This is a genomic window from Rummeliibacillus sp. JY-2-4R (assembly GCF_053847205.1).
In genome coordinates this window covers 665,257-678,832 of sequence record NZ_CM132623.1, presented here as the reverse complement: position 1 = coordinate 678,832, position 13,576 = coordinate 665,257, and the positions used below count along the sequence as shown (strand labels likewise).

General features: G+C 34.8%; 10 protein-coding genes. 4 read left to right on the top strand and 6 right to left on the bottom strand.

Features of this window, described 5'->3' with window-relative positions; translation table 11 throughout:
• Positions 1-170: 170 nt before the first annotated feature.
• Positions 171-845 carry a response regulator gene (locus ACWV26_RS03145; protein ID WP_455896924.1) on the bottom strand — a complete coding sequence of 225 codons (675 nt, stop codon included), beginning with the start codon at positions 843-845 and terminating at the stop codon, positions 171-173.
• A 34-nt stretch (positions 846-879) separates the two neighbouring features.
• Positions 880-2,025 carry a sensor histidine kinase gene (locus tag ACWV26_RS03140; protein WP_455896923.1) on the bottom strand — a complete coding sequence of 382 codons (1,146 nt, stop codon included), beginning with the start codon at positions 2,023-2,025 and terminating at the stop codon, positions 880-882.
• 192 nt (positions 2,026-2,217) lie between these two features.
• Here ACWV26_RS03140 and ACWV26_RS03135 point away from each other — a divergent pair, with 192 nt between their 5' ends.
• Entirely contained in the window at positions 2,218-2,853 is a 636-nt protein-coding gene (locus ACWV26_RS03135) for a YigZ family protein (RefSeq protein WP_455896922.1), read from the top strand.
• A 141-nt stretch (positions 2,854-2,994) separates the two neighbouring features.
• Positions 2,995-4,122 (top strand): LCP family protein, encoded by a 1,128-nt coding sequence (locus tag ACWV26_RS03130; RefSeq protein WP_455896921.1) that lies wholly within the window; start codon positions 2,995-2,997, stop codon positions 4,120-4,122.
• A gap of 881 nt (positions 4,123-5,003) precedes the next feature.
• Here the strand turns inward: ACWV26_RS03130 and ACWV26_RS03125 are convergent.
• Positions 5,004-6,041, bottom strand: coding sequence for a glycosyltransferase family 4 protein (locus ACWV26_RS03125; RefSeq protein ID WP_455896920.1), 1,038 nt, complete (start codon positions 6,039-6,041; stop codon positions 5,004-5,006).
• 850 nt (positions 6,042-6,891) lie between these two features.
• Between ACWV26_RS03125 and brnQ the strand changes: the two genes are divergently transcribed.
• Complete coding sequence (gene brnQ, locus ACWV26_RS03120; protein WP_455896919.1) at positions 6,892-8,211, top strand: branched-chain amino acid transport system II carrier protein; 1,320 nt, start codon at positions 6,892-6,894, stop codon at positions 8,209-8,211.
• A 295-nt stretch (positions 8,212-8,506) separates the two neighbouring features.
• Positions 8,507-10,099, top strand: a complete 1,593-nt coding sequence (locus ACWV26_RS03115; protein ID WP_455896918.1) for an FMN-binding glutamate synthase family protein — start codon at positions 8,507-8,509, stop codon at positions 10,097-10,099.
• Between the two features lie 94 nt (positions 10,100-10,193).
• On the opposite strand, the gene ACWV26_RS03110 is transcribed toward ACWV26_RS03115, so the two are convergent.
• From ACWV26_RS03110 to ACWV26_RS03100, 3 genes are all read right to left on the bottom strand, one after another.
• A complete protein-coding gene (locus ACWV26_RS03110; RefSeq protein WP_455896917.1) occupies positions 10,194-10,358 on the bottom strand; it encodes a hypothetical protein in 165 nt (54 codons plus the stop codon).
• A gap of 57 nt (positions 10,359-10,415) precedes the next feature.
• Positions 10,416-11,369, bottom strand: a complete 954-nt coding sequence (locus ACWV26_RS03105; protein ID WP_455896916.1) for a nuclease-related domain-containing protein — start codon at positions 11,367-11,369, stop codon at positions 10,416-10,418.
• A gap of 601 nt (positions 11,370-11,970) precedes the next feature.
• The gene (locus ACWV26_RS03100; RefSeq protein WP_455896915.1) at positions 11,971-13,287 is read right to left on the bottom strand and encodes a malic enzyme-like NAD(P)-binding protein; all 1,317 of its coding nucleotides are present in this window, start codon (positions 13,285-13,287) and stop codon (positions 11,971-11,973) included.
• Positions 13,288-13,576: the final 289 nt, after the last annotated feature.

The following is a 13,576-nucleotide window of genomic DNA, read 5'->3' as shown; positions in this document are numbered from 1 at the left end:
AATCTATTCATCTGTCATTATTGATAATTTATAAATTCCTGTTTAGGAGACTTTTTCCAGGGGAATAGAAGTTTAGTAGTTTTCCAACATGCCAATAGTGCAAAAAAGAGCCAGAGTGACTTTTCTTCAGTCTCTCTAGCTCTAATTTAGACTTAAATCTTGTGATTAGTTTATCGAACTTCTACCCAACCGTTTTTGATTGCAGTAACAACGGCTTGTGTACGGTCGTTTACGTTCATTTTTTGAAGAATGCTGGATACATGGTTTTTAACTGTTTTTTCAGAGATGAACAGTGTTTCACCGATTGCTCTGTTACTTTGACCATCTGTTAAAAGTTGAAGTACTTCACATTCACGTTTTGTAAGTAAGTGGAAAGGACGGCGAATTTCTGTTTGGTGGAATGAACCTTTGTTTTCACGTTCGCTTAAACGACGGTATTCTGCCACTAAGTTTTTCGTTACTTTTGGATGTAAGTATGAACCACCAGCTGCTACGATTTTAATCGCATCGACGATTTCATTGGCATCCATTTCTTTTAACATATAACCTAGAGCACCTGATTTAAGCGCATGTGATACATAAGATTCGTCATCATGGATAGATAGGATGATTACTTTTGCATCTGGGTGTTTTTCTAATAGTTCAGATGTAGCTTCTACACCATTTTTTTGTGGCATATTGATATCCATTAACACAACATCAGGTTGGTAAGTCTCGTATAAATTTAAAACATCTATACCATCATCACCTTCTGCTATTACATTAAATGAATCTTCAAAATCTAAGATTCGTTTTACGCCTTCGCGGAATAATTGGTGATCATCTACAATAATAATTTTCGTCATGAGTGTTTCCTCCTAATGAGTACGTTAATTTTTTCTATTCTTGATGTGTTGGGATTTTAAATGAAAGACGCGTCCCTTTTTGTACAATCGATGTAATATCCATTTCACCATTTAATAACTCAACTCTTTCGCGCATACCGATAAGACCAAATGAATTCTTTTTTACAATATTTGTATCGAATCCTGTACCATTGTCCTTAATAGTAATATTGACATATTCTTTACACCATTCAAAATTTACTAATATATCGCTTGCGTGACCATGTTTGATTGCGTTATTTACACATTCTTGAACTAATCTAAAAACAGCTACTTCATAATTTGTACCTAAACGGACTTGTTCGCCTCTAGAATTAAAGTGAACAATAGTCCCTTCGTTGTACTCTTCTACAGATTTTAGATACTTATTTAACGTTGGTACAATACCTAAGTCATCTAATGCCATAGGCCGCAAATCATAGATAATACGCCTTACTTCATGTAGAGCGTCTCGTACCATGTCCTTTAATTCTAATATTTCCTGTAGTGCTTTTTCAATACCTCTTTCTTGATATGTTCGATTAACTAAATCTGTGCGTAATAACACATTTGCGAGCATTTGAGCTGGTCCATCATGGATTTCTCTTGAGATACGTTTTCTTTCTTCTTCTGTTGCTTCAATAATTTTAATTGTATAATCTTCTTTCATCTTGGCATTCTCAAGTGCAGGGCCAATATGTTTTAAGTCGAAGGTTAAATAATTGAGCACGACATTCACTTGATTTACTAAATGATCTGCTCTTTCAATGGTATCGAGTAGATTTCTCATCCTTCGCTCTAAATCGTCACGTTTCTCCCGAAGTCTCTTTTCTTCTTCTTGGAGAACGGAATAGCGGATTTGTATTTGATTGGCTTGATCATAAGCTTTGTGAATTTCTTCCTCAGAAAAAATTTTAAAATTCTTGGATACTTCAGCTAGGCGACGTCTTGAAAGCCTTGATTTCACTTCGAGAACATCGTTTTCAGCAATAACATGCTCTATATTAGAACGAACTTCTTCAAGTTCAAGTTTCATTTCGTCAAAATTTTGTCTACTTTGTTCACTAATCGTAAAGATGTCATTTTTCGACTCATCAATCGTTTTAACCATTCGATTGAATATCAAGTCTAATGATTTCAAATCAATTTTCTCATTTGCCAATTTACATCACCCTTACATTTTGTGCTACATTTAAAATAAATAATACACAGAAAAGATTCACAAAAAATATATCTTTTTTACTGCATCCCAAAATTTATTATATCATTTGTCAGTCCTAAGACTATTAAATTATGATGACAGACAGATGTCAAAGGTTTCATTATTTATTACCTATATGATGAGGAGTGTAACATGCGAAAAAATTATTTAACAGTAAAAGCTGTTGGAACTAGTGAAATTGTGATTTCTAAATCGCGCTTTATCGCTACTTGTAAAAGAGTGGAATCAGAACAAGAGGCTATGGATTTTATCCTATCCATAAAGAAGGAACATCATTCAGCAACACACAATTGCTCTGCCTATATAATCGGTGAGCATGATCAAATTCAAAAAGCAAATGATGATGGCGAGCCAAGTGGCACGGCGGGTGTACCTATATTAGAAGTACTAAAGAAACAGCATTTGCAAGATACGGCAGTTGTTATCACGCGGTACTTTGGAGGTATTAAATTAGGTGCAGGAGGATTAGTCCGTGCTTATGGTAAAGCGACTACAGCCGGAATTGATGCATCAGGTGTTGTGGAACGACGTCTGCATCATCTCATGAAAGTCGTCATAGACTATGGATGGTTAGGAAAACTCGAAAATGAAATTCGAAATTCTTCCTATATATTAAAAGACATAAATTATGCGGAACATGTCGAATTTTTAGTTTATGTAGAAAAAGAAGAGGAATCATCTTTTTCAGAATGGATAACAGAATGTACAAGTGGCCAAGCAATTATTACATGTGACGACAAATTATTTCTGGAATTTGACAAGAGGTAACGAAAAACATCAGAATTTAAATTTACTGATTTATCTCCTCATAGTATAATAAAGTTCGTTACACTAAAAATGTAGCAACTTTATTTTTTGTGCCGACGTCAAATACAAAGGTTAGTATTCCTATTTTAGAGGAGATTATATATGACAAATTCAAGAGTACAGGCCAAAAAGGAGAAGCGTATAAAGAAGGAACCGAAGAAAAAGAAAAGACATCCGATTCTAAAAACCTTCTTTGTATTAATTGCTTTAATCCTTATTTCTGGCGGAAGTTATGCTTACCATCTATATAAATCAGGCGAAAAAGCTGCCAATCAAGCTTTCGATAAATCAAACACCCGTGTTAAATCCGCATTAAGGGATTCAAAAGTAGAACCATTGAAAGACAATATAACGATTCTTTTTGTTGGGATCGATGATAGTAAAGAACGAGAACAAGGTTCAGACCACTCTCGCTCAGATGCTTTAATGCTCGCAACATTAAATAACAAAGACAAATCTGTTAAACTACTAAGCATTCCACGTGATTCATATGTATATATTCCGTATGTCGGGTATGAAGATAAAATCACGCATGCACATGCTTATGGTGGCACTCAGGCAACAATCGATACAGTCGAAAATCTATTAAATGTTCCAGTCGATTATTACTATCGTTTAAACTTTGATGCTTTCATAGATATCGTAGATGCTCTTGGTGGGATTGAAGTAAATGTACCTTATGCACTTCACGAACTTGATGAAAACGATAAACGTACAGTGAACTTAAAACCGGGTAAACAATTACTAAATGGTCGCGAAGCTTTAGCACTTGCACGTACACGACATCAGGATAGCGATATCCAACGTGGTGAACGCCAACAAATGATTCTTGAAGCAATCATCAAGAAAGCTTCATCCGTTCAATCATTAACAAAATACGATGACATCCTTGCTGCAGTAGGCAAAAACATGAAAACTAACATGACATTCGGCGAAATGAAATCACTTGCAGCTTACGTAAAAGGTGGCATGCCAAAAGTTGATTCCCTTTCACTAAAAGGTTATGATGACATGTCAACAGGAGTCTACTATTACAAATTAGATAATAATAATCTTGCAGAAATCAAACAAACCCTGCAAAATCAACTAGGACAAAATAACATTAATCAGGCCAACACACAAACAGGCACAACAAACAGCAACACCAATACGAATAATAGTGGAACTAATAATAGCAGCAACTTTAGTTCAGACTACAATTCGAATAATAATACGTATAGTGGCCAATAATAAAAAGGCATCTAACATCAGAATGGAATGGTGTTAGATGCTTTTTTTGTTGAGTTCATAATTAGGCATTTTGAGTTTATTCGCCGATTTGCTTCGCTCTTGGGTGGTCTATTCGCTCTTTTCGAGATTCTATTCGCTGATGTGGCCGTCCTATTCGCTCTTTCGGTTGCCCAATTCTCTCTTTTTACCATTCTATTCGCTATTGACTAAATTCTATTTTCATCCCATACAACTTATATCCTCAAGGCTATATTCATTCACTCACTCGCCTATCAAAATCGCTTTCTACCATTTAACACACCCTTGGATATTCTATTCGCATATTCTATTCGCTCTTTTCCAAGTTCTATTTGCTGATTTGATTAATCTATTCGCTCATTTGCTTGTTCAATTCGCTCTTTCTACCATTCTATTCGCTATTGACTAAATTCTATTTTCATCCCCATACAGCTTATATCCTCAAGACTTTATTTATTCACTCACTCGCCTATCAAAATCGCTTTTTACCATTCCACTCTTGGATTTGTCTATTCGCTCTTTTCAAGATTCTATTCGCTGAATCAGTCGTTCTATTCGCTCATTCACCTGTCCAATTCGCTCTTTCTACCATTCTATTCGCTATTAACTAAATTCCATTATCGCACCAAACAAATTACGTTCTCAAATTGCTCTAATTGTTCGCGGTAAGAATATTCCTATTATCCCCTTATAGCCTCGCGGATAAGATGAGCATTCTTCACTCTTCTTACTTTAAAAATCAATTACTAATTTAATTCCACCATCCCAAATATGTTAAACATCCAACAAAATAAAAAAAAGAGCAACTCCAAAAGATCGTTGATTACCAAGGATCTTTTAAGTCACTCTTTTTATCTTATAAGTTATTTTTTTCGTACTAGATTTAAAAGTGGACGGTAGTTTTGTCCAGCTAGTCCAATGACTTCTACAAATAGCTCGATTGCGATTAGTAATACTGCGATTAATAGGATGCCTCCCCAAAGTTTTGCCATTGAGAAGATAATCGCTGCTAAACCGAACATTGCAGCAATACCGTAAATGATTAAAACAGTTTGGCGATGTGTAAAGCCAATACTCATTAAACGGTGGTGCAAGTGAGATTTATCTGGGCTAAATGGTGGTTGTTTGTTTAACAAACGACGCACAATCGCAAAGAAAGTATCTGAAATTGGAACACCTAACATAATAATTGGAATTACTAAAGATACAAATGTTACGTTTTTAAAACCAAGTAATGCAAGGACAGAAATCATAAACCCAAGGAATAATGATCCTGTGTCACCCATGAAAATTTTAGCTGGGTGGAAATTATAAAATAAGAAACCGCTAGAACTTGCTGCAAGTAATAATGCAATAGCAAGTACGAACACGTTGCCCATAATAGCTGCCATTGCAGCAAGTGTTAATAAAGCAATTGTTGAAACGCCGGCTGCTAGGCCATCTAATCCATCTATTAAGTTGATCGCATTTGTAATACCGATAATCCAAATTAATGTTAATGGAATACTTAAATAACCAAAATTTAATTCCCCACCAAATGGTAGGTTGATAAATTCGATTTGAATGTCACCAAAGAAAATAACGATGGCAGCAGCAATTGCTTGCCCTAACATTTTAGCTTTTGGTGAGATTTCATACATATCATCAAGGACGCCTGTCACAATAATAACAAAGCTTCCGATTAATATCGCAATCATTGATTCATCCATTGGTCGTAAAATAACTACGCCTATTAGGAATGCTATGAAAATAGCTAATCCGCCAAGTCGTGGCATGATATGGTCGTGCACTTTACGATAATTTGGTTTATCGACGGCACCTACACGGTATGCGAGTCGTTTAACAAGCGGAGTCAAAAGAATTGAAGCGACAAAGGCTACAACTAATGCTAGGTAAATCATTTACCCATCCTCCTTAGAAACTCTACATATATTAATAATGCGCAATAAAAAACGCATTCAATTGTTCATCATCGAATACAAGAAGTATTATAGCACGATTTTATGAAAATAACACTCTGTTTCAATTAATTCTTTAGTACATTACTATATTCATACTTTTTTATTTAATCTGCTTTTATGACGCTGTGATGCATTAAAATGTTTCACTTTGCTCACTTCTTTGTCAGTTCATTATGTTTGTTGCCAACATTTCTTCTCTGTAGTTGGCAGATGCTTATAATACTCCTTTTGCAACGCTAAGACAACCCTACGAAAATTCTATGTATTTACTTATTTGTTTGACCATCTAGTATTCTTGCACATTTTATATTTTACACTTGATGATACTTTCGCAATCATTTATATAGAAAGAATCGTATTTTTATAATTAAAGTTCCATTTGCCTAAATTGAATGAATTACAATTCAAATACTCTATTTAATTCCTCAAATCATACATCATCAAACTTTTAAAGCATGCAGAATTACCTGCTCAATTCTTTTTTTCTATCAGACATACATCTTTATATCTAATACAAAATTATAATAATATTCCAATTCGCATACCATTTACCTACAATTTCCTCCATATTTTTCAAAAGTCGAGCATAAAGATTTAAATTTTCACTATTTTTTTAAAATTTGATATTCCATTATTCCCTTATTCGTGATAATCTAATCAAGTAACTTTTACAACCGTTGTAATTTAAATTTTCTGATAACAACGAATATTTAATAATATTACAAATGCGTTTTAATTTCATAACTTTTTAAAGAGATTATACGCAAGTATCTATAAAGGAGTCTTTTTTATGCAAAATCAACATCTTTCTCTTTGGGAAAAGGTTTCGGTAGGATTTATGCTATTTGCATTGTTCCTAGGTGCCGGAAACATTATCTTCCCTCCTCTACTTGGACAACAATCTGGTGATCACTTCGGCTTAGCAATTATCGGTTTCTTAATCACAGGCGTTGGTCTTCCATTATTAGGGGTTATTACAGTAGCAAAATCTGGTGGAGAATTACAAGACATGGCTGGTCGAATCAGTCCAATGTTCGGGGTTATCTTCACATCAATTGTATATTTAGCAATCGGACCATTCTTCGCTATGCCTCGTACAGGTACAGTATCTTATGAATTAGGTGTAAAACCTTATCTTTCAGAAGCAACTAGTGCATCATTTTGGCCATTGTTGATCTTCTCTATTGTTTTCTTTGCAATCACAATGTTCTATGCTTTGAATCCTAGTAAATTAATTGACCGCGTTGGTAAAATGCTAACTCCGGCATTATTAATCGTAATCGCAGCTCTTGCAGTGAAAGCAATCGTTACACCAATGGATGGTGCAGGCAAAGCTGTAGGAAAATATGTTTCAAATCCATTTGGTGAAGGTTTCGTTCAAGGTTACTTAACAATGGATTTCCTTGCAGCCCTAATTTTCGGGATTGTAATCGTTGAAGCTTTAAAAGGAAAAAATATTACGCATAAACCAACTGTTGTTAAAACTACTATCTTCGCTGCATTCATTGCAGCTGCTGGACTAGCACTAGTTTACTTATCACTTGGTTATATCGGTTCTTCAAGTTTCGAAACAATTGGCGGATTCGATAATGGTGCAGATATTATTACAAAATCTGCAAATGTTCTTTACGGACAATTTGGTAACATTCTATTAACAGCTGTTATTTTACTAGCATGTTTGACAACTTCAATTGGTTTAATGACTGCATCATCTGAGTTTTTCCACAAAATCTTCCCTAAAGTATCTTATAAAGGATGGGTTTGGATTTTTGCAATCTTCTCTACTTTTGTTGCAAACATTGGATTAGCACAATTAATCGCTATTTCTTTACCAGTACTATTAGCAATTTATCCACTTGCAATCGTACTAATGGTATTAACACTTGCTTCAAAATGGTTTAATGATGCACGCGCTGTATACATCACAGCCCTAATCTTCACAGCCTTTGTCAGTATTTATGACGGAATCAAAGGCGCTGGCATCACTTTTACTGGCTATGAAAACTTACTAAACCATATTCCACTATACTCAACAGGCATTGGTTGGCTAATCCCAGCAATCGTTGGAGCTATTGTAGGTTATATTATTTCATTAGTTACTAAAAAATAACTTCAATTAAATAGAAGAAGATAAAGTCGATCAGAGATTAAATCTCTGATCGTCTTTTTATGTAGTTCGATTATCAGATTTATTGGCACCACTTTCCCTCTCTTTAATACTACTCTACCTCTCTTAAACATCACAGAATTTCTTTTTAAGGTAAACGTTTTCAACTTTATCATGAAATAATTAAATTTTTTCATTTTACATCTTGAATCTATCTCAAATTGTGATATATTTAATACGCAAATGAGATACATTCACATTTTAGACACAAAGGAAAAATACGGGGTGTGACAATATTATGGTAATAGTATTAACAATAATTGCTGTTCTATTAGCAATAGCACTAATCACAATTTTATCTTTTTATGAAAAGGATAAACATCAAAGCCAACATGCGATTTTAAGAAATTTCCCGATACTAGGTAGAATGCGTTACATTACAGAAAAAATCGGACCTGAACTTCGACAATATTTATTTGATGACGACAATAAAGCTAAACCATTTAGTCGAGAAGATTATTTACATGTCGTATTACCTGGGAAATACTTGGGTAATGTCATAGGGTTTGGTTCTAAGCGGAATTTTGAAGAAGCAGGATTCTACATCCGTAATGCTATGTTTACTAAACAAGTAGAAGAAATGCGCGTAGATCAAAGCGAAACAGTTGAAACACAAAAATATGTAATAGATGAAGATGGTTTGTTCAACCGTAAAGAACATACAGAAAAAGTTACAGTTAAACCTTGGTTACTACCTAAAGAAGATGCAGTTGTAATTGGACCTAATTGCCGTGAACCATTTAACGTTCGTAGTTTGGTTGGGCAATCTGCAATGAGTTACGGTGCACTTGGTAAAAATGCAATTTCTGCTTTATCTAAAGGTATTCGATTAGCAAAAGGTTCTTGGATGAACACTGGTGAAGGTGGCGTATCTCCACATCACTTAGATGGTGGCGCAGACTTAATCGTTCAAATTGGTTCTGGATTATTCGGCTTCCGTACAAAAGAAGGCGAATTTGATATTAATTTGGTGAAAGAAAAAGCTGCTATCCCACAAGTCAAAGCCTTTGAATTGAAACTTGCTCAAGGTGCAAAAACTCGTGGTGGTCACGTTGAAGCTGATAAAGTAACAGAAGAAATCGCTAAAATTCGTAATGTGGAACCACATACAACAATCAACAGTCCAAACCGTTTCCACGAATTCGATGATTTCCCATCATTATTTAAATTTATCGACACAATTCGTGAAGCTAGCGGACTTCCAGTAGGTATTAAAATCGTTATTGGTAGTCCACAAGATGCAGATGACCTTGCTGCTTATATGAAACAATCTGGTAAAGGCCCAGACTTCATCACAATTGATGGTGCTGAAGGTGGTACTGGTGCAACATTCCAAGACTTAGCAGATAGCGTTGGTCTTCCACTTCATTCAGGACTTGTTCTTTTACATGATGCTCTTGTAAAACACGGTGTACGTGATCGCGTAAAAATTATTGCATCTGGTAAAATTATTACTTCAGACCGCGCCGCTGTTATCCTTGGCTTAGGTGCTGACTTAATCAATGTTGCACGTGGATTTATGATTTCTGTTGGATGTATCATGGCTCAACGTTGTCATACAAACGAATGCCCTGTCGGTGTAGCAACAACAGATCCAAAATTACAAAACGGTTTAATCGTAGATGAAAAGAAATACCGTGTAACAAACTATATTCTAACTATGCGTGAGGGTCTATTCCGAGTAGCTGCTGCTGCTGGCCTAGACTCACCAACTAAATTCAACAGCCAACACATCGTATACAAAGACGATTATGGTCGCGTCTTCTCAGTTGAAAACTTAACTGAAAAGAAAACACCTGACCAAAATCCAATTGTTAAAAGAGTTGGATAATAGAATGGTTGAAATGAATCCCCTTGCAACTTGGTTGCAAGGGGATTTTTATACTTTTAATAGATTTATTATAATTACTCTTATTTCACGTGGATCAATCTTTCGGAATCAGATTTTCTGAGCCCCGTGCAAGCAGAGCATTTTGTTTATTTGTATTTTCAAATTGGCGATTTGTATTTTTTAGGGGTTTACTTGCCAATTTAGATACCTTAATTGCGATTTTTTGAATTGTATTTGCGTTTTTGAACTTATATGTCATTAGATAACTCCTTTCTCGGTACCAACTCTTCTTTGATTCACATAAAATACTCCCAAATTAACGCTTCCTCGGAATCCTATATTTTGCACCTCTATAATTACCTAACTTTTCTAAATTCATATTCCTTAATATTCGACTGGATTGATAGATATCTCTTAAATTTAGAAACTCTCGACATTCCGCATTCGTTATTGTGTTATTTACTATTTTTAAATAATCATAAATGGCAGGTTCATGTGCAGTTTTACTCTTGATTTTACACTTTGGGCAAAACCAAAAGTGTCCACTTCTCTTCATTCCTAGTTCTCCGCAATTTGTGCAAATTACTCCATTTAAAATTTGTTCACGTGCGATATTATAACGAGTTAGTAAAGGATATATATTGTAGTCATTGTTTTTGGTTAATAAATATGCTGTTAGTTGTTCAACTTCTCTAGCAGATAAATATTCTTTTTTTATTGGAATCTTACGTAAGAAGGGCTTTATTTCACTTTTTAGTAAAATAGTAGTTTTTGATGAAGTAGTCTTAATAAAGCTTGTTGAGAAAGGGAAAACGATTGCACCATAGATTGGAATATTAATCCCTTGATTTAATACAAAAGTTTTTAGCTGATAAATATATTCTTCTAATTGGGTTTCTGGACTATTAAACGAATTTATTTCATCATTTGGTAAAGTTCGAATAAGTTGGCTCGGATTTTGTCTGAATTCAATGGCTCCCTTGATATTTTTTACTTCAAAAATAATTAAATAATATTTAGTTACTATTAAAATGTCTATTTGTATTTTTGTTTCGATGAATAAAGAAAGATTATGGAATACATAGAAGTCATACTGCAGATGTAATTGTTCTAGCGCTTGCATTACAAACTTTTCTCCTATATCCCCTGCCTTGATTCGATTATATTCATTTTCTACCATTTCCCTTTTGTGATTTGATAAAGTTAGTCGTTTCGCTAAATTGCCTAATGCATCCAGATAATGCGTTGAAGAATATGGCTTTTTTATCAATTAGTTACCTCCAATTTTTATTATGATTTCACAGTATAAAGTGAACTAATGAATTTTGCAAAATAGCAAAATTAAAAATTAGAGGCATTTTAAATAGTGAAATTGAGTTTTGATTTTGCAAGATTGTGTAACGATGGGATTCTAGGAAAATTTAATAGGTGTAAAATTTAATTTTGTGAGTTTTTTTATTCTTTATCATTCTTACTTGCATTTTCTCAAGTAAATCTTGCCTTTTACCGGGTTATACTTGCACTTTCAAATAGTTTACTTGCACATTTTTAAATAGTATTTGCATTTTTAACATTTCAAGTCTCCACGGCCACCTACTCTTCTTATTCGCGGCTCCTCTCTTTGTTAGTACTCTATACCTTGCCGCGTGCAAGATGAGTCTTTTTTTAACTTGCATTTTCTCAAGCGATATTTGCTTTTTACCGGGATATACTTGCATTTTCAAACAGTTTACTTGCGCTTTTTCAATTTGTATTTGCATATTTCACTTTTTAAGTCCCAGGTGCACTCCCTCTCACCCCAAAAACCCCAAAAAAAAAGACCGCCAAAGCGATCTTCTCTCATGAGTTTCTACTATATTATATTGTTTCCATTAGCTCATTTCTTTGAGTGCGATACGTTCAACTGCTTTTGCAACAAATTTGTGGACGTTTGGATCAAGTGGATGCGGTACTAGGTCACCGTTGTGGGTTGCTTCTACAATAGCATTAGCTGCGGCTAGGAGCATTGAGTATGTGATAGCTTTGGCGTTAGCGTTTAAGGCGCCTCGGAAAATACCTGGGAAACCGAGAACATTGTTTACGAGGCGGCCGTCTGCTGCGTAGGCTGCTCCAGCTCTCAGTGCATCTTCAGGCGTAATTTCTGGATATGGATTGGATAATGCTAAGATGATTTGGCCTTTTCTTACCATTTCTGGTTTAATCAAATCTTTTACACCTGTAGTCGCAATGACAATATCACAGCGTTCCATAATTTCTTCGACAGAGTTTAATACAACACCACCGAAGTTGCGAAGTCTAATAAGTGAACTTTCTTGTAAGTCTGTACCACATACCTCTTTTACTCCGTATTCTAATAACATTCGACTAATTGCAAGTCCAGCTGCACCAAGTCCAATTTGACCGACAACAGCTTCTTTTAAGTTCACATCTGCATATTGACTAGCAGATAGAACCGCAGCTAAGGTTACAACTGCTGTACCATGTTGATCGTCGTGCATGACTGGGATTTGTAATTCACTTTTCAAACGTTCTTCGATTTCGAAACAATGGGGTGATCCGATGTCTTCTAATAAGATTCCACCAAAACCTGATGCAATATGTTTTACTGTTTCAACTACTTCATCCGGATCACTTGTATCTAACAGAATAGGTATTCCGCTAATATCTGCAAATTGGTCAAATAATACGGCTTTTCCTTCCATTACAGGCATCCCAGCAACTGGACCAATATTCCCTAGCCCAAGGATTGCTGTACCATCTGTCACAATAGCAACGGTATTTCCAATGCTAGTAAAATAATGTGCCTTCTCTGGAGACGCTTGAATTTCTTGACAAACACTTGCTACTCCAGGTGTATAAATACGACGTAAATCACTTAAGGAACGCACATCAACCTTTCTAGTCATATGTATTTTTCCGCCTTCATGTGCTTTCATCACATCATCAGAAACAGCATGAACCGATATATAATCAAGTGCATTAATTGCACTCACAATCTCATCTAATTGAGCTAAGTTTTCACAAGTACAGGTAACATCACGTATCGTTGACAATGTCCCAACTTTTATTGTTTGAATATCACCAATATCACCACCATGATCACCTATTGCTTTTGCAACTTTTGCAAAATTACCTGGTTTTGACGGTGTTTCTACTATTAGATTACGAATAATATTTTGAACTGACAAAACAATTCCTCCATCCCTTCAACCTGAATTTGTGACTATTTTACGGCTTATAGAAGTCCATTTTACTATTATTTATCTTAAACGTAAATATGACTACAAATGCTTTACAGAAAGTCCAAAATCATCAGTATAATCAGTATTTAAAGTTGTTTCAAAACACCATTTTTGGGGAATGCTTTAAATACAGAAGTTCAATTATTTAACTTCTGAGCCAAACATGATTGAAACCTTTTTTATAAAATCGCTTATTTCTATATTTGAAATAAAATCTCTTTGCAAATTGGCACAA